This is a genomic window from Chthonomonas sp., assembly GCA_016788425.1.
In the GTDB taxonomy this organism is placed as follows: domain Bacteria; phylum Armatimonadota; class Fimbriimonadia; order Fimbriimonadales; family Fimbriimonadaceae; genus JAEURQ01.
Genome location: JAEURQ010000001.1, coordinates 125,939 through 141,675 on the forward strand (window position 1 = coordinate 125,939; position 15,737 = coordinate 141,675).

Sequence of the window (15,737 nt, forward strand, 5' to 3'; positions counted from 1 at the left end):
GCTGGCTATACTGCGAACATGAATCGTCGCGAATTCCTTGTCGCCTCGGCCGCCATCCCCGCCCTTGCCCAGGCCACGCCGACCTTGGCCGCGCCCAAGCGAGCGTTGCGTATTGCGCACCTGACGGATATTCATGTGCAGCCCGAACGCAAGGCGCAACAGGGTTTGGAGGCGTGTTTGGCGCACGCGCAATCGCTCAAGGACAAGCCAAACTTGGTGATGACCGGCGGCGATTTGGTGATGGACAGCCTGGGCGCGGACCCCGCCCGCCTGAAGCAGCAGTGGGATATTTTCACCTCGGTGTTTCGGCAAAATTGTAGCCTGCCGGTGGAGCACTGCCTGGGCAACCACGATGTGTGGGGCTGGAACGACATTGGCAAATATGGCAACGAGCCCAAGTTTGGCAAGGCCTACGCGCAAGACCGTCTGGAACTCGCCCAGCCCTATCGCAGTTTCGACCGCGCGGGATGGCATTTTGTGGTGCTCGACAGCACTCACCGCAAGACCGAGGGCAATGGCTACACCGCGCGGTTGGACGACGAGCAGTTTGCCTGGCTAGCCGACGACCTCGCCAAAACCCCGAAGACGACGCCGATTTTCGTGCTCAGCCACATCCCAATTTTGGCGGTGTGCAGCATGTTCGATGGTGAGAACGAAAAGACCGGCAACTGGGTGATCCCCGGCGCTTGGATGCATATTGACGCGCGCCGCATTAAGGACCTCTTCGCCAAGCATCCGAACGTGAAACTGTGCGTGAGCGGCCACGAGCACCTGCACGACCAGATTCTTTACAACGGCGTGACCTATGTGTGCGCGGGCGCGGTTTGCGGCGGCTGGTGGGGCGGCGACTACTACGAATGCACCTACGGCTACTCGGTGATCGACCTGTTCCGGGACGGCACGTTCCGGCACGAGTACATGAAGTACGGCTGGAAAACGCAGGCCTGATGAATTGCCTCGCCGCCGCCAATAATCTTCGGCGGTGGGGTATAACCCTATCGACGTTGCCGCATAGCTCAGTTGGTAGAGCAGCTGACTGTTAATCAGCGGGTCACAGGTTCGAGTCCTGTTGCGGCAGCCATTTTCATTTCGGTTGCGATCTTTTCCAAACCTAGAGATTGCAGCACTGTTGTGCTCGGGAACGCCAAATCGTTCGCGCATGCTTAAGTTGGTCTCGTATACCCTGGTGATTCTCCAGAGGCACACTTGCCAGTAGAAGGCGTTAAGTCGGTTGCAAGCAGTAATTCTTTAACTTGATAGCAACACGATCATTTCTTTTGGGCCGCAACATCACGCAGTTACTTGGATTCTGCCTTCCTAATCTTCTCCGCGAGATCGCGCCACTTCCCGCGATGCAGCGTGTAGTTCGCCGTCACCCGCACGTCGCTGTTACTGAAGTCGAAAATCTGCCCCGCGTGATCGCCTTCGCGGATGATCACGGTGTAAAAGGTATCCATCTCAAGCCCGTAATCTTTCACGAGCCAAACGTTCCCGCGACCGAGCGGAGTTTCAACATCCAAGTACGAATGTGGTTCGTAAATCAGCACATTAGTCTCTTCGTCAAACCGAGCCCCAACGGAACAGGCGTCAAAGATTTCTTATGCAAACCTCAGAAATTCTGAAACCCCGCCGCGATTCCCGGACGATCAACAAAAACGATGGAGGTAAACATGAAGAAAACTCTGACCATAGCGTGCATCTTTCTCTCGTCGCTGGGCATGATCGCCTGTAACGACACCGCCCAAGGCATGGCCGAGGACACCAAGGAAAATGTCGCGGCCGTGGAAAAAGCCGGCGAAAAGGCCGCCGAAAATGTGGGCGAAGCCGCCGCCGATGTCTCGGCAACCAGCCTGACGGCGCGTATCAAAACGGCGCTGATCGCGAACCCAATCACCAACGAAGATGGCCTGCTCATCAATGTGGAATCCGATGCCGACAAGGTGACCCTGGAGGGTCACGTGATGACCGAAAAGCAGAAGATGACGGCCGGCGACCTGGCCATGGAAGTGCTGAAAGACACGAAGTCTTCGCACACGTTCCAAAACAACCTGGTCATCAAGAAGTAACATCCTTTCGATGTCCACCGAAACTGTGCCCGCGCGCGGCTCCCTGTTTATGAATGCCGGGAGTCGCCGCGGGCAGCAGTGGTGTGAACCCGCCATCGCCGCGCTCCGCGCAACCGGGTTCGAACTCATCGAAAGCAAGACCTGCCAAAAGGTGGATCAGCTGAAGCGCGGCGTAAAAAGCGCCATCGATCGTGGCGATCCGCTGGTGATTGTCGGCGGCGGCGATGGCACGCTCAGCGCAGTCACGCCCTACTTTTTGGAGTCGGAAACCATCATGGGCGTCATGCCGTTGGGCACCGGCAACTCCTTTGCCCGCGACCTGCAGATCCCCTCGCAAGTGGAGGCGGCGGCGCACATTATCCGCGACGGAAAAGTGCGCGAGATCGACGTTTCGCAGTCCGGCGATCGCATGTTTTTGAACGTCGCTTCGGTGGGGCTCACCACCCAAATCGCCCTTGCTCTCACCGGCGATCAAAAGCGGATTCTCGGTCGCGCGGCGTATCTTATCGCGCTCGTCAAGGGCTTGGCGAGGCTCAAGAAGTTCCGTTGCAAACTCACTGTGGACGGATCGCCGCATGAGTTTACGGCGCTGCAAGTGGTCATCGGCAACGGACGCTATCATGCCGGGCCGTTCCCGGTTTCACCGAATGCGCAGATTACCGATGGCCGACTCAACATCTACGCCATTACGGGCGAGCAAAAGAGCGCGCTGTTTCGGGCTGCCCTGCGCCTGCCCGGCGGCAAACATGTTGACCTAAACGAGGTGCCAGTGTATAGTGGGCAAACCTGTCGGCTGGAAACTTGGCCGCCGCGCAAGGTCAATCTCGATGGCGAAATCATCGGTCGCACACCAAAGGAGTTTAAGGTGTTGCCCGGCGCGCTGCGGTGCGTGGTCCCCGCCGACTTCGCCTAGGCAAAAAAATAGCCAGCCGAAAGCGGCTGGCCGATGATCATGACGAGAATTCCATAAACGGAATCTCAGGGGTCTCCTTTCTTGAGGGCTTAAGTCGTTTGCGCCGCCAGTTGGCTTCGGCAAAGGCGGTCGGCATGGTTCGCAAGCTCAACGGATTGTCAATCTGCGAGCGCACAAAATTGGCGGTCGCTCGCAAATGGTTGGCGGCACGGATTCTCAGGTCGGCCACACGCTTCACCTTATGCGCGCGCGCCTCGGCCACGTCGCGATTGCGGGTTAGCAGGTGCCGAGCTCGCCGGCGATGGTCGCCCGCCTCCAGCTCCAACTGAGCAATCTTTTCGTAGGGCTCCCGGCCCGAGTTCACAATCTCGTGGGCGCGCTGCACAATGCGGTGCTTAAACGCGCTTTCGGCTTTTTCAAGCAGTTTCATACTTCACCTCCGTGGTGTCGTGGTCAGGGAGAATTGTCTTCTCTTTCGATGGGTCGACGAGGTTAGCTGGCGGGTTCGAGCCGAAAGTACTCGGTTCCGTGAGGAAGTTCACCCCGATTTCAAATGGGTCCCCCGCTCCTTGCGTGATCCGCAAAGATTAGACGTCAATCTATAAGACGTCCTCCGAGGCCGCTCCGGCAGTAGGAAATCTCTTACACGGCGGAGAATGCAGGTGGCGAGCACCACCTGCCGATGAACGAAATTGCTGGTTACTGCCGCCGGCTGCGAAGTCGGGCAGCAACGCACAAGACGCCGAGAGTCGCCATAGAAGATGGCTCGGGTACTGGAATAGCAGAGCCTTCGGGAGCAATTCCAATGTATCCAGGAGCATGCCAAGAGCTGATTGCCCGCCCAGGGTGTACTGTGAAGTCGAACTGGAACAGAAACGCATAGTTGGACGAAGTTCCAACGTTGATCAGCGTATCCGTTGTCAGGTCTGTGGCCGAAGAATCCTGCATGGTTCCAAGGATTTCAGCGGCTGGCCCTGCAGCCGACTTACGGGTCATGCCGATCGCTAGACCCTCAAACCGGTTTCCGTCCTGACCCTTGATGTGATAGTGGTTAACCGGAGCTGGCACCCCAGATGGATTGACGTAGCTGTTCAGGGGCTCAAGGGTCGACCCGCTTGTTCCGCCAAGGTTGAACTCAACATACCAAAACACCGAGAAGTTGAAGAGTGAATACGGGGGCTGGTTCAGCCTTTGGATACTTGCGAGGAAAATGTGTCCATAGGAGATATCCACGTTCATCCTCAACGGACTGCTGCCGTTGTTATCAAAAAGACGTCCCGTGAATCTCTCAAACTGCGTATCAGTCGATTCGACAACAAACTCTCGCTCCCTGGTGTCATCCGCAATTCTGTACCACCAACCCATCCTATTCATGATGTTGCCATTGACCTCTGGCAGCATGTACCCAGTCTCTAAGGCTCCGGCTCCTGAGGAAGGAAGTGTAACTGTCTGCGAGAATTGCGAGCTACCCCAGTGAAAAAGACCGGAGCCAGCCGTTTGGATGATTGATGTTTGGCTTTGCGCAGAACTCGCAAGGACGATTGCAACTCCGAGAAGAATTGAAAGCTTTTTCATAGGTCTGTCAAGGCTCCAATAAGGGCAAGGCCCAATTTATTCTCGGGTGCTAAAGCGACTTAGTTTAGTGCCCACCTATCACTGGTTAGGTTGGTTTGACCCATGGCCCTTACCGCAACGCCAGAGCTTTTCCGCAAGCTCCCAAAAATTGCCTTATACTACGAGTGTGAAGAAGCTACTCTGGTTGGCCCTGGCGATGGTGCCGCTGCTCGTGTGGGCCGATGAGGACAAGGGCGAGGGGCACGACGAGCGCCTCGACATGCCCTACATGGCGCAGCCGATCATCCTGACCTCGCCCGCCATGACCTTTCTCAACCGCGGCGGCGTGCAGATTGTGCAGGTGAACGTGGACGGCGCCGGGCAGAACATTTTGAACGATGCGGCCAACGAGCCGAGCATCACCATGGACCCCAACAACAGCAATCGCATCGCGGTGGGTTGGCGGCAATTTGCCAACGTGGCGAGCAATTTTCGACAGGCGGGTTACGCCTACAGTTCGGACGGCGGGCAGACCTGGACGGCCAACACCTACGATCCGACGCTGTTTCGAAGCGACCCAGTGCTGGAGACGACCACCAGCGGCACGTTCCATTACAATTCGTTGCAACAGACCTTCTATTCCGACGAACTGATTTCGACCAACTACGGCATGACATGGGGTGCGCCGAACCCCGCGACCGGCGGCGACAAGCAGTGGATCGCCATTGACAAGACCCCGTCTTCCACCGGTTTTGGGTTCATTCACCAATGGTGGAGCACCGCCGGAAACAACTACGGCGGGCGCCAATATTCGCGATCAACCAACGGTGGCCTCACGTGGAGCGACCCGATCAACGTGACGAATCGCCCGATATGGGGGACGATTGCCGTGGATGCGGCGGGTCGGATTTACCTCGGCGGCACCGCCTCGGGCGCGCCGGGGCTCCGCGTGGTGCGTAGTCTCAATGCCAACAATGGCGCGGTGACACCGACCTTTTCCTCGGTCACACCGAACATGCTGGGCGACATTTCGAACGGTCTCGCGATCAATCCGGGCGGGCTATCCGGCCAGGTGAGCTGCGTCGCCGATACCGGCAACGGCCCTTATGCGGGGACGGTGTATCTGCTGAGCAGTATCGTGCGGACCGACAACGGCAACCTCGATGTGATTTTTAGTCGGTCGGTAAACCAGGGTGCAACGTTTTCGTCGCCGATTCGGGTGAACGACGATGCTCTTGCACAAGGTCACTTTCACTGGTTTGCCGTGATGAACGTCGCCAAGAATGGCCGTTTAGATTGCGTGTGGCTGGATACTCGAAACGATGTCAACCGCAACCTCTCGCAGTTGTACTACAGCTACTCGCTGGATGGCGGCACAACTTGGTCGGCCAATGAAGCGATTTCGCCGGCATTCAATCCGCTGATTGGTTATCCGCAACAGAACAAAATTGGCGATTACATGGGCATTATTTCCACCAATGATCATGCCAACGTGATCTTTCCCGCGACGTTTACGGGTGGGCAAGATGTGTACTTTGCGCGCATTCCCGCGCCATCGCATTTTCTGACGGGTACCGCTCAACTCGGCAACTTCGTCGGGAACGCGGCCACGCAAAGCGCAACTTATCAAGTGTTCAACTCCAGCAATGTTTTGGTGCAACAGGGTTCGGTCGCTTTAGCCACGGGGGGAGCGTATTCAATCCCGATCGATCCAAATCTCCTGCATGTGCCGCTGACCGTAAAGGTCAAGGTTTCGCACTGGCTCCGCCGGGTTGTCTACTCGGGTTCGGTAGGCCTCACTGGAGCTTCAGCGGGCACGGACGCCATGACGAATGGCGACTGTTCGTTGACGGATAACGTGATTGACATTGCCGACTACTCGATCCTCGCGGCAGCGTTTGATGCCATACCGACGAGCGGAAACTGGAACCCTAACGCCGACCTCAATGGCGACCAGATTGTGGACATTGCCGATTACACAATTCTCGCCGCGAACTTCGATGGAGTCGGCGAGTGATCGCCGCGCTGGTAGTCGCGAAAGCATTCGGCACGTTGGTTCTCGCCGAGGCGGAGAAGTTTCTCGGCGTTCCCTACGTCGGCAACACGTTAGATAAGGACGTCAACAACGAGGCAGTTGTGTGCCGCGAGGACGGCTTGGATTGCGTAACCTTCATGGAGTTATCGCTCGCGAGAGCCCGGGCAAAAATTACGGGAACAACGGTTGAACAAGAAGTCAAAACGACTCGCTACGCCAACTTGGAAGTTAGCTACATCACAAGAAATCACTACACGACTTCATGGTTAGTCAACAACGCAAATGCGGGTCGCATTAACCTGCTATTCCAAAACAACAAGGGGGCCAAACCCGCGCCAAACCAGCTTGATTTTATGTCCACTCATGCCGACAAGTACCCGCAACTGAAAGCGCATCCCGAGTGGATCCCGGCGATCCAAGCGACCGAGCGCGAGCTAGCCAAGACCAACCTGAAAATGGTGCCGAAGGACCGCCTCACCAGCGTGGCGAAAGACCTGCGCCCGGGCGACATTCTCTGCTTCGCCACGACCGTGGCCGGACTCGACTACTCGCACGTCGCGCTCATCGCGGGCGTCAAATCGGGAAGGGTCGAGTTTTGGCACGCCAGCTCCACCCAAAAGAAAGTCGTCCGCGACCCCGACCTGGCCGCCTACGCGGCGAAACAATCCAAGTGCCCAGGGTTTGTGTTCGCTCGCCCCATCGCGCCGCGTTAGGAGCGTTGGCGACCCCGGCGCGACTCGAACGCGCGGCCAACAGCTTAGAAGGCTGTTGCTCTATCCACTGAGCTACGGGGCCGTTGCCCGCAGTGTACCGCGCCCTACCAGGCTCGCCGACGCCAATAATCGTCCACCGCATCCTTGGCTTCTTCAATCTCAAAGCCGTGGTTTGCGTTCAAAAATTCCACCGCACGAATGCGATCGCGACTGGGATTGTCCTTAAAGTAGGCGTCCAACTGCTCTTCGGCTTGGCGGTTGCGCACGTACCGGTCCTGGTTCGAGCGGTTTTGTCGTTGCCGCCAACGCTCAAACTCGCGTGAGTTTTCGGTCGGCTTGCCGATCCCGTTCTTGATGATGTCAGAGGCCGTGATGGCGCCCACGATGCCGACGGGAAGCAGCGACCACCATGTGCCGGGGCTCGTCACCGCATTGATGCCAAGCATCATCACCGCGAACCCGACAAAGTTTCGGATTTTGGCCTTGGTGCGCTCTTTGGCTTGCTCAAGAAACTGCGCAAACTGGCTTCCGCCTTGCACCGAGCCCACCTTCTCGCGCAGATACTGGTCTTCCGCGGCACGAATCTGCTCCGGCGTAAGGCCAATTTCCTCGCCCATCGAGCGCAGTTGCTCGCTACTGACCGGTCCGCTCACCGGCGCGGCCACGGTCTGCGGGTCCACCCGGTTGGCGTGCAGCAAAATCGCCTCGGCTTCTTCGCTGGTGTAGGTGCGCTCGTCCATGCCTCTATTGTAGGTTATGTTGCGGCCAGCGGGCGAGGCAGCCCTAAGTTGGCCGCGCTCATGCCGAGCTGATCTTCGAGGAGTTGCCGCACGCTTTCGTGGTCGCGCGCCTCCAACGGCACGCGAACGGCGGGGTTGTCGAGAATCCGCCACCCGGCGAGGACACCCTTCAGCACCGACGGCATTCCGGCTTGGCGCATCGCGGCCATCACCGGTCGCAACAACTCCAGCTTGCGACGGCCCGCCTCAGGGTCTTCAACAAAATCGCGTTCCGTCGCCACCAGCCAATGCGGAATCAGGTTCGCGCAACCCGAAATCGAGCCCGACCAACCCGCCGCCAGCGCATCCACCAAGCGACTCTCGTCGCCCATCAGTAGGAGCTTGTCCGGGAACACCCCCGGCCAAGTTGCCAACCCGACATCAAAGCCGCTGCTCGCCTTGATTCCCGCGAACAGCGGATGCTGGGCGACTTCGGCCAGGTGCTCCGGCGAGAGCTCGTGCCGCACCATCGCCGGGTGGTGATAGACCAAAATCGGCACCGGCGATTGATCCATCAACTGCAAGTACCAATCGCGAAGACCCGTCCCCGCGGTTGGCGGAAAGAAGCTCGGCGGCAACGCCAGCGCCGCGGTCGCGCCGAATTCTTCGGCGCGCTTGGTCAGCCAAACCGCTTCCACGAGACTGTTGGTGCCGAGCCCGAGAATGACCTTGAGCTTGCCGCGCAGCCGCACCGACTCGCGAAGCAAGTCGCGCTTTTCGACCGCGGCCAGCGAAGGGCCCTCGCCGTTGGTCCCGGCCAACACCACGCCATCGCAGCCGGCGGCCTCGAAAAAGGCGAGCAGCCGAGCCAGCGAAACAAAATCAATCCGCCCGCGATCATCGAACGGGGTGACGGCCGCCGGCCAAATCATTTCAGCTTGCTGAGCGCGGTTTCAATTCCCTTCTCGAGAATCAGGTCCTTGCCGGTGGCGTCGAACTCGTCCTTCACGGCGATGTCCGGGTCCACACCCTTATCTTCGAGAGTCTGACCATCCACCTTCAGGCGAACCATCGGAATCTCGAGGAAGGCCCAATCGTTGAGGCGCAGCGGCGTGGTGCCGAGCACCGCCCCGGCCGTGGTTCGACCGACCAATGTGGCCCGGCCGCTCGACTTGAGAATGTAGCTAAGCACCTCCTTGGCCGATCGCGAACCCTCATTGATCAGCACGATCAGCGGCTTGCTATAGCCGTAATATTGCGTCTGAGTCGCGCCGCCCGTGGTCCACTCCAACTTGGTGCCGGGTCGGAAAAATGGGTCCGCATACCGCTCCGGACGACCGCCGAAGCCATCGCGAAGATCGAGGATAAACGCGTCGGTATCTTGCAGCGAGGCCACCGCGCTGTGCGTGGCGGTGATGAAGTCTTCCGAGCTTTGCGTCCACAAGTGGAAGTAGCCCAGCCGCTTACCGCCTTGCTCAATCACGCGGCGTGAGTTGCGGCTGGCATTCAGAAACATGCGTAGAGCGGGTTCGGAATTCACCTTGACCTTGACCTCGGCTTCCTTGGTGCCGCGCCGGTAGCCAATCATCACTTCCTTGCCGATCGCGCCTTCGAACGGGCGAATCGGCTTGAATTTGCCGCCGTCCACCGTCAGCAGTTCGTCGCCCTTGCGCAGTCCGGCCCGCTCGGCTTCGCCGCCGTTGACGATCATCTGCACAAAGTAGCGGTTGCCATCGCGTCGGAACCACGCGCCGATGTGCGGCATCGCGGCGCCCGCGTTGATGCCGTTCGCGCTCAAGGATTTTTGCAAGCCGTCGAAGGTGTAGTAGCCCTGCTCGTCGTTGCCCAAAAAGGCAAAGTGCGAGTCGTTGAATTCCTCAATCATGCGGTTCATGATCTCGCCAAATTCCTCGCGGCTGGCAGCCTTACCCGCGATATCCTTGTACTTAGCGAACGTGCGCACCTTTTCATCTTTGCGGCTGGCATCGTAAAACATGCGGTTGATCATGTCCGTGGAGCGGGTGAAAAGCGCGGCGTAGTCGTCCGCGGCCTGGGCGGCCACGGGTTGCGACAGGGCGACGGCGGCCAGAAAAACCGAGATGGGCATAGTTCCCATTGTACAGTCGCCCCGCGGGTCGAAGTTCCAAAGGTAGCCTTGAGGCCATGAAACTTGCTGCTTTGCTCGTGCTCACCGCTCCGATTGCCATGCAGGTGGCCGAGAAGCCGCCGTTCGAAGATGCGATTCTTAAGTTCGAGGCGGACGACAAGAAGAATCCGCCGAAGCCGGGCGGCATTGTGTTTATCGGGAGCTCCAGCATATTGGGTTGGCGCACGTTGGCCAAGGATTTTCCCGACCACAACGTGATCAATCGCGGGTTTGGCGGTTCGGTGATCGCCGATTCGGTGCGCTACGCTCAGCGAATTGTTACGCCCTACAAGCCGGAAATGGTGGTGTTCTTTGCCGGCTCCAATGACATATCGGCGGGGAAGTCGGCGGAGACCGTGTTCGCTGATTTTCAGGCGTTTGTCGGCAAGGTTCGCGAAAAACTGCCGAAGACCCGGATCGCGTTTATCTCGATTTCGCCCGCGCCGTCGCGCGCAAAGTTTTTAGAGGTTGATCGGGAGGCAAACCGTATGATTCGGTGGTTCTGCAATCAGAGCGAAAATATGGCGTTCATTGACATTGTTCCTCTGATGCTCGATGCTAAAGGACAGCACCGGCCGGAACTTTACCAATCGGATCGTTTGCACATGAATCCCGATGGTTATGCGATTTGGCGAAAAGCCGTTTTGCCATTTTTGCCGTGGGGACATAAAAAGTAGGCTACACTGCGAGATATGGCGCACGATGACGAGGCCCTCGCCTTTATCGCCAACGCGAAATCGCAGGCGGTCCCCGACGAGAGCATTCTGGTTTTGCTGGAAGATTCTGGTTGGCCTCGCAAAGAGGCGAGCCGGGTTTTGGCTCGCCACTACGCGGAGTCTAAAGGGCTAGCGGCGCCTCGTTCCCGGCGCAGTCAGGGCTCGTTTGGGGTGGATATCTGTCTGAACGTGCTAGCCTGCTTGTTCCTCATCACCACGCTTGTGGGGCTCATTATCGTCCTCAGCGGGATGGTTGATACGGCTCTGCCCATGGAGGCACGCCGACAAGGATATGACCGATTGAACCTGGAGTACCTAGGCTCCGTGATTGTCGGCGCACCGCTCTATCTGTGGGTGATGAAAGTGCTCAACCGGCGGCTCGCAACGGGCGTTTCACAACCGAACGCCCCGTTTCGGCAATGGATCGTTGGGCTTTTGCTCGCATTTGGTATCGCGACCGTATTCTATCGCACGGTGATCTTGGTAATCGATGCCATTATGGGCCGGGGCGATCTTGCGAATAGTTTCGCTAAACTTCTCATCACGGCCTTACTTGTGGGTTTGGCGACTTGGTATTACTCCTATTGGTTACGGGCGCCTTTCGCCGGATCTGAGGTCAACCATGAAAAATCCTAATCGCATCGCCGGGATCGCACTTTCGGTGGTTGTAATCGCGGTAGTCGGAGTTGCCTTTGTCGTCATCGGGTCCCCGGTTAAAAATCGCGGACTGAATCTCGACCGCCACACTCTGATCGATGTCACTGATATTGCGCTGAAGATCGCTGAGGATGCGAAAAACGCAGCCAAGGGCGGTGGCGCGATCGCAATTCAGAATTATCCATCCTGGTCGGGTCTTGTAAGCGCCGCACATGCCACGTTACCGGCCGACCGATTCACGTACCGCAAAATCTCCGCGGTGGAGTTCGAAATTTGTACAACCTTTAACTACGATTATGAGGAAGCGAAAGCGAAGTTTGGCAATTTCGCCCACCCTATGTGGGTCTACAAGGCTGGTCGCCATTGCTTCCGCTTGAATGTGACGAAACTCAAAGACGAATTGCGAGTGTACGGTAGCTCAAGCTTCTACGGCTTCTTCGACGACTAGAGCCATCCAGACATAAGTTCAATCACTTAAACAAGCGAACTCGATGGTTGGACATATTGAAATAATCGTGAAACTGTGATTAGTTGAACAGGATGCACACGCTTTTCGCACTGCTACGACTGCTGGCGAGGCGGAAAATTTTTCTTTAGCCATTTTCGAAGTGTGATATCTTCACTTGAAGTACTGTCACCACCGTAGGGGTCGGAGAAATCTGCGAGTTGCCAACCGCCCGGGTCAAACGACGCTCGTGGATCACCTGCCGTTTGACCACATTGAGCTCCATGTAAATTCGTTCCTTGAAGCTGTGAACGCGTGAGCTCAGCACCTTGAAGTGATGACCACGAAAGAGTCGCTCCGCAAAGGCGGGCACCTGACATTGCGCTGTCTTGCATCGATGCCCCTGTTAGTTGCGCTTGATTCAGGTTTGTATCGCGGAGCCAAGCTGCTTGTAAGTTTGCCAATGAAAGCTCAGCTTCTTGGAGATCGGCGCCACTTAGGATGGATGATTGCAAATTTGCTTCTGTGAGAACTGCTCCGGCCAGAAAGGTTTCCTCAAGATAGAGCCCGCGTCGGTCGTGTTGGATTTCAATCATTCTGTGACGAGTAGATGTGTCAACCGGGTGGTCACGGACCGCAAGTGATCTCAAGTAAGGTGGTTCTGAGAGAAGCTGTAAGCATTCCGCCAATGCGTCGCGAGCTTCACAAAGTAACTTTGCCGCCGAAGCAAATCGATTTAAGTATCTTGTATCGACTTGGTTCTGACCTGGTAGTTTGAGTGCCTGGCGCGCTGCCAATAAATGACCAAATGCTTGCTTTGCTTGCATGGTTTTCCGTAGCTGGTTCAGGCAGCGTGCGTTGCCGGTTGTGGTAGGTAGGAAGGCGCAGAACGCACTGAGTTTGCGAAGCAAAAGAGGATTGGAAAACGCTAACCCTTCAGCAAGAACACTTACAAACACTCTAAGTGCTGTCCGATTTGCATCGGCCAGCGTGTTTGCTAAGTGGTGTAGAAGCGGCTCTAGAGTACCTTCATCATTTGCAAAGGTTGCCATCTGCCGCAGTGCCTTTCGCACCTCGTCCAGCGCAGACTGCTCCTCCCATTGATGGAGGGCGGCAGCGAGTCGGTTAGCGGCACGCAAAAAGTATGGGTAATTGTCCTTACATTTTGCCGATTTGTGGTCACCGTAAGGCGCTTCAGGGGGTTCGCCATCTGGACCCATTCTGCGGGGGTCTGGTGTTTGCGCAAGTTCTGCTAAGCCAATGGCGGCATTAATCCGTTCGAGAGTCGAGGCGGAAGAGAAGTCTTCGGCAAGCTCGGCAAAGAGTGTCTCCAAGCGGCTTAGCTCCGCAAGCTCGCGTTCTCGCCTTTCCTTTTCATTCTCAAACTCGCGGGCTTGTTTGAGCTGTTGAACATGGTGTTGGTCTTTCTGGCTCCGATTCAAAAAGAAGGTGACCAGGCCCACAGAGCCGGCGATCCAACCAACCGCCGCCGAGATAGCATGGCCCTGGGCGTTGCCCGTCAAGGAATTGACTTCCTTACCGCTCGGCCAGATATCCACGCCCCCGAGAGCCATAAAGTAATCAAACACCAACCACGCGAAGAGAATACAGACTATCACCAGCAGTGTCTGGGCAATACGCCGCCAAAAGGGCTTCTTTGTGTCGTCGGCCATTGAAGTTCCCAGTTTACTAGAACCCGACCTCTTGCCAGTCACAAAATATCACCTTGGGTGACTTGACCCTCAAGGTAAAATGAGAGTCGTGAGCGACATTTCCCCCTCCCCTGAGCCGAATGACGGCGACGTCATCGCCATCTTGAACACCACCCACGGGCGCATCGCCCTGCGGTTTTTCCCCGAGGTCGCGCCGAAGCACGCCGAGGCGTTTCAAAAGCTCGTGACCGAAGGCTTTTACAATGGCGTTCGGTTCCACCGCGTCATCCCCGGCTTTATGATCCAAGGCGGCGACCCCAACTCGAAGGACGGCGCGACCCGCCATCTGCACGGCACCGGCGGCCCGGGCTACACGCTCAACCAAGAATTCAACAGCATCCCGCACACGCCGGGAATCCTGAGCGCGGCCCGCACCAACGACCCCAATTCGGCGGGCAGTCAGTTTTTCATCATGCACAAGACCTCGCCGCACCTCGATGGCCAATACACGGTCTACGGGCAAGTGGTGGAAGGGCTGGACATCGTGGACAAGATCGCCAACCTGCCCAAGGATAACCGCGACAATCCGCTGGAAGAGCACGCCGCCATCATCACGTCGGCCGAGCTGACCACCTGGCCGCTGTAAGGCACGCCGGTGTACCGCGTCTGCCGCACGTTCACGGTTGAGTCCGGACACATGCTTCACAAACACCGTGAAGCATGTCGTTTTCCGCATGGCCACACCCGCCGCATCGAGGTGGTGGTGGCCAGCGAAACCCTCGACGCCAACGACATGGTGGTGGACTTTAAGGCGCTGAAACTGGCGCTCGGCGAGGCGATCAACCGCTTTGATCATCGCATGGCGATTCATCGCGACGACCCTTTGCGCGAGGCGATGGCGGCGGTTCACCCCGATTCGCTCATCGTGTTCGATCGCGACCCGACCACTGAGGTCATCGCCGAAGAACTCTTTCGACAAGCAGCCGAGGTTCTGGCGCAAGGCTTCTCGGGTGCTTCGGCCAACGGCCATGTCTACGAAATCCCCGCCGGGCGGCTTCGCTTGGAGCGGCTTCGCGTGTGGGAGACCCCGAACTCGTGGGCCGAGTTTAGCGTCAGCTAATCATGCGCCGCGCGTTCACCCTCATCGAACTGTTGGTGGTGATCGCGATCATCGCCGTCCTCGCGGCGATCATCTTTCCGGTGCTCGCCGGGGCTAAGAGTGTTGCCAAGGCGACGCAATGTCTGTCCAACCTCAAGCAGCTTGGGTTTGGCTGGCAGATGTACCTGAACGACGCGGACGATCGGCTGCCCGACCGCCGCGACCTCAAAGCGCTGGATTACCGGCCGTGGACGAGTTGGCCGCCGAGCGACCCACGCTTGGGTTGGAGCGTCTCCGTGCTCAAGCCCTACGCGGGCGGCGACGACATTTGGATCTGCAACACGGTCGCGGGGTGGCCAAAAACATGGCCGCAAATTCGGCAAGGCAAAGCGGGCTACTGGGCGTGGCGGTTCGACCGCGCCGACGCGACCATCGCGCTGGACAGTTGGTGGGGCAAAACACCCGATGAAGCGCTGCACGATGCGCGCGAGGCCAACAATCCGACCATCGGCATGCCCGAGGGCGTGGCGGACTTAGAACTCATGGTGGACCCGTACTTCCCGAAAACGATTCCCACCGTGCAGCCGGATCAGCGCGGCAAGGCACCTCACACCACGCGCCGCAACCGGCTGTATTTGGATGCGCACGCAAAATCAATGCCCGACGCGCGGACCGATCGCTAGTCTTTTTTGGGTTCTTGCGCAGGCGTCGGAGCGGGCTCGCCGAGAACGCGTTGCGACTCGCTGTAGAGCTTAATGCCGCGGTTCGCGATAACCGACCCGATGATCGAGATCACCAGCAACAGGAGGCAACGAGTGACCAGGCCAATGCCGTTCGCTCCGGCTCGGTTGAGGTCGAGGGTTTCGCCCTTTTTCACACCCAACACGGTCTCGGGCGGAGTGCCGAACAGCGAGTAGGCTTGCTGAAACGCCCAGAAGATAATCGCAATGCCACCGAGGAAAACGGCCAAACCCACCAGGGCGCCCAACCAGTCGCGTTGCTTACTCACGTTGAAGGGACTA

Annotated in this window: 19 protein-coding genes and 2 tRNA genes; 12 read left to right on the forward strand and 9 right to left on the reverse strand. The window is 57.8% G+C overall.

The features are described from left to right. The first annotated feature begins 18 nt into the window (after positions 1–18). Together JNJ45_00625 and JNJ45_00630 are read left to right on the forward strand one after the other, a co-directional pair. On the forward strand, positions 19–948 hold the full coding sequence (locus tag JNJ45_00625; protein MBL8047162.1) for a metallophosphoesterase: 930 nt from the start codon (positions 19–21) through the stop codon (positions 946–948). Positions 949–1,005: 57 nt separating this feature from the next. After that, positions 1,006–1,081, forward strand: a tRNA-Asn gene (locus JNJ45_00630). A gap of 217 nt (positions 1,082–1,298) precedes the next feature. Here the strand turns inward: JNJ45_00630 and JNJ45_00635 are convergent. Then, positions 1,299–1,547, reverse strand: coding sequence for a hypothetical protein (locus tag JNJ45_00635; protein MBL8047163.1), 249 nt, complete (start codon positions 1,545–1,547; stop codon positions 1,299–1,301). A 123-nt stretch (positions 1,548–1,670) separates the two neighbouring features. On the opposite strand from JNJ45_00635, the gene JNJ45_00640 reads away from it, so the two are divergent. Together JNJ45_00640 and JNJ45_00645 are read left to right on the forward strand one after the other, a co-directional pair. Then, complete coding sequence (locus JNJ45_00640) at positions 1,671–2,066, forward strand: BON domain-containing protein (GenBank protein ID MBL8047164.1); 396 nt, start codon at positions 1,671–1,673, stop codon at positions 2,064–2,066. A gap of 10 nt (positions 2,067–2,076) precedes the next feature. Beyond that, positions 2,077–2,979, forward strand: coding sequence for a YegS/Rv2252/BmrU family lipid kinase (locus JNJ45_00645; protein MBL8047165.1), 903 nt, complete (start codon positions 2,077–2,079; stop codon positions 2,977–2,979). 37 nt (positions 2,980–3,016) lie between these two features. Here JNJ45_00645 and JNJ45_00650 read toward each other — a convergent pair whose 3' ends face one another. Beyond that, positions 3,017–3,409 (reverse strand): hypothetical protein, encoded by a 393-nt coding sequence (locus tag JNJ45_00650; GenBank protein MBL8047166.1) that lies wholly within the window; start codon positions 3,407–3,409, stop codon positions 3,017–3,019. Between the two features lie 269 nt (positions 3,410–3,678). Next, on the reverse strand, positions 3,679–4,380 hold the full coding sequence (locus JNJ45_00655; protein ID MBL8047167.1) for a hypothetical protein: 702 nt from the start codon (positions 4,378–4,380) through the stop codon (positions 3,679–3,681). A gap of 340 nt (positions 4,381–4,720) precedes the next feature. On the opposite strand from JNJ45_00655, the gene JNJ45_00660 reads away from it, so the two are divergent. Then, on the forward strand, positions 4,721–6,550 hold the full coding sequence (locus JNJ45_00660; protein MBL8047168.1) for a hypothetical protein: 1,830 nt from the start codon (positions 4,721–4,723) through the stop codon (positions 6,548–6,550). Beyond that, positions 6,547–7,281, forward strand: a complete 735-nt coding sequence (locus JNJ45_00665) for a DUF1460 domain-containing protein (protein ID MBL8047169.1) — start codon at positions 6,547–6,549, stop codon at positions 7,279–7,281. Before JNJ45_00660 ends, JNJ45_00665 begins: the two co-directional genes overlap by 4 nt. A gap of 6 nt (positions 7,282–7,287) precedes the next feature. Here the strand turns inward: JNJ45_00665 and JNJ45_00670 are convergent. The 4 genes from JNJ45_00670 to JNJ45_00685 all read right to left on the reverse strand — a co-directional run bounded on the left by JNJ45_00670 (position 7,288) and on the right by JNJ45_00685 (position 10,107). Continuing rightward, positions 7,288–7,363 (reverse strand) — tRNA-Arg (locus tag JNJ45_00670). Positions 7,364–7,385: 22 nt separating this feature from the next. Then, the gene (locus tag JNJ45_00675) at positions 7,386–8,021 is read right to left on the reverse strand and encodes a hypothetical protein (GenBank protein MBL8047170.1); all 636 of its coding nucleotides are present in this window, start codon (positions 8,019–8,021) and stop codon (positions 7,386–7,388) included. A 14-nt stretch (positions 8,022–8,035) separates the two neighbouring features. Continuing rightward, positions 8,036–8,932 carry a dihydrodipicolinate synthase family protein gene (locus tag JNJ45_00680; protein ID MBL8047171.1) on the reverse strand — a complete coding sequence of 299 codons (897 nt, stop codon included), beginning with the start codon at positions 8,930–8,932 and terminating at the stop codon, positions 8,036–8,038. Further along, on the reverse strand, positions 8,929–10,107 hold the full coding sequence (locus JNJ45_00685; protein MBL8047172.1) for a PDZ domain-containing protein: 1,179 nt from the start codon (positions 10,105–10,107) through the stop codon (positions 8,929–8,931). Before JNJ45_00685 ends, JNJ45_00680 begins: the two co-directional genes overlap by 4 nt. 56 nt (positions 10,108–10,163) lie before the next feature. Between JNJ45_00685 and JNJ45_00690 the strand changes: the two genes are divergently transcribed. Genes JNJ45_00690 through JNJ45_00700 form a run of 3 tightly spaced genes read left to right on the forward strand, consistent with a single transcriptional unit; the run spans position 10,164 to position 11,967 of the window. Next, the gene (locus tag JNJ45_00690) at positions 10,164–10,823 is read left to right on the forward strand and encodes a hypothetical protein (GenBank protein MBL8047173.1); all 660 of its coding nucleotides are present in this window, start codon (positions 10,164–10,166) and stop codon (positions 10,821–10,823) included. A gap of 15 nt (positions 10,824–10,838) precedes the next feature. Beyond that, the gene (locus JNJ45_00695; protein MBL8047174.1) at positions 10,839–11,498 is read left to right on the forward strand and encodes a hypothetical protein; all 660 of its coding nucleotides are present in this window, start codon (positions 10,839–10,841) and stop codon (positions 11,496–11,498) included. Further along, on the forward strand, positions 11,485–11,967 hold the full coding sequence (locus tag JNJ45_00700; GenBank protein MBL8047175.1) for a hypothetical protein: 483 nt from the start codon (positions 11,485–11,487) through the stop codon (positions 11,965–11,967). Before JNJ45_00695 ends, JNJ45_00700 begins: the two co-directional genes overlap by 14 nt. A 113-nt stretch (positions 11,968–12,080) precedes the next feature. On the opposite strand, the gene JNJ45_00705 is transcribed toward JNJ45_00700, so the two are convergent. After that, the gene (locus JNJ45_00705; protein MBL8047176.1) at positions 12,081–13,637 is read right to left on the reverse strand and encodes a pentapeptide repeat-containing protein; all 1,557 of its coding nucleotides are present in this window, start codon (positions 13,635–13,637) and stop codon (positions 12,081–12,083) included. An 88-nt stretch (positions 13,638–13,725) separates the two neighbouring features. Between JNJ45_00705 and JNJ45_00710 the strand changes: the two genes are divergently transcribed. Genes JNJ45_00710 through JNJ45_00720 form a run of 3 tightly spaced genes read left to right on the forward strand, consistent with a single transcriptional unit; the run spans position 13,726 to position 15,398 of the window. Further along, a complete protein-coding gene (locus JNJ45_00710) occupies positions 13,726–14,262 on the forward strand; it encodes a peptidylprolyl isomerase (GenBank protein MBL8047177.1) in 537 nt (178 codons plus the stop codon). A 51-nt stretch (positions 14,263–14,313) separates the two neighbouring features. After that, positions 14,314–14,736, forward strand: a complete 423-nt coding sequence (locus JNJ45_00715) for a 6-carboxytetrahydropterin synthase (GenBank protein MBL8047178.1) — start codon at positions 14,314–14,316, stop codon at positions 14,734–14,736. Positions 14,737–14,738: 2 nt separating this feature from the next. After that, positions 14,739–15,398 (forward strand): prepilin-type N-terminal cleavage/methylation domain-containing protein, encoded by a 660-nt coding sequence (locus JNJ45_00720; protein ID MBL8047179.1) that lies wholly within the window; start codon positions 14,739–14,741, stop codon positions 15,396–15,398. On the opposite strand, the gene JNJ45_00725 is transcribed toward JNJ45_00720, so the two are convergent. Continuing rightward, the gene (locus JNJ45_00725; GenBank protein ID MBL8047180.1) at positions 15,395–15,724 is read right to left on the reverse strand and encodes a hypothetical protein; all 330 of its coding nucleotides are present in this window, start codon (positions 15,722–15,724) and stop codon (positions 15,395–15,397) included. The two genes, JNJ45_00720 and JNJ45_00725, sit on opposite strands and share 4 nt — an antisense overlap. Positions 15,725–15,737: the final 13 nt, after the last annotated feature.

Excerpts from the sequence above, each read along its gene's own strand:
- JNJ45_00695 (MBL8047174.1), top strand. The coding sequence starts at position 10,839 with ATGGCGCACGATGACGAGGCCCTCGCCTTTATCGCCAACGCGAAATCG.
- JNJ45_00650 (MBL8047166.1), bottom strand. The coding sequence starts at position 3,409 with ATGAAACTGCTTGAAAAAGCCGAAAGCGCGTTTAAGCACCGCATTGTG.
- JNJ45_00655 (MBL8047167.1), bottom strand. The coding sequence starts at position 4,380 with ATGCTGCCAGAGGTCAATGGCAACATCATGAATAGGATGGGTTGGTGG.
- JNJ45_00700 (MBL8047175.1), top strand. The coding sequence starts at position 11,485 with ATGAAAAATCCTAATCGCATCGCCGGGATCGCACTTTCGGTGGTTGTA.
- JNJ45_00680 (MBL8047171.1), bottom strand. The coding sequence starts at position 8,932 with ATGATTTGGCCGGCGGCCGTCACCCCGTTCGATGATCGCGGGCGGATT.
- JNJ45_00675 (MBL8047170.1), bottom strand. The coding sequence starts at position 8,021 with ATGGACGAGCGCACCTACACCAGCGAAGAAGCCGAGGCGATTTTGCTG.
- JNJ45_00625 (MBL8047162.1), top strand. The coding sequence starts at position 19 with ATGAATCGTCGCGAATTCCTTGTCGCCTCGGCCGCCATCCCCGCCCTT.
- JNJ45_00640 (MBL8047164.1), top strand. The coding sequence starts at position 1,671 with ATGAAGAAAACTCTGACCATAGCGTGCATCTTTCTCTCGTCGCTGGGC.
- JNJ45_00690 (MBL8047173.1), top strand. The coding sequence starts at position 10,164 with ATGAAACTTGCTGCTTTGCTCGTGCTCACCGCTCCGATTGCCATGCAG.
- JNJ45_00715 (MBL8047178.1), top strand. The coding sequence starts at position 14,314 with ATGCTTCACAAACACCGTGAAGCATGTCGTTTTCCGCATGGCCACACC.
- JNJ45_00685 (MBL8047172.1), bottom strand. The coding sequence starts at position 10,107 with ATGCCCATCTCGGTTTTTCTGGCCGCCGTCGCCCTGTCGCAACCCGTG.
- JNJ45_00645 (MBL8047165.1), top strand. The coding sequence starts at position 2,077 with ATGTCCACCGAAACTGTGCCCGCGCGCGGCTCCCTGTTTATGAATGCC.
- JNJ45_00720 (MBL8047179.1), top strand. The coding sequence starts at position 14,739 with ATGCGCCGCGCGTTCACCCTCATCGAACTGTTGGTGGTGATCGCGATC.
- JNJ45_00705 (MBL8047176.1), bottom strand. The coding sequence starts at position 13,637 with ATGGCCGACGACACAAAGAAGCCCTTTTGGCGGCGTATTGCCCAGACA.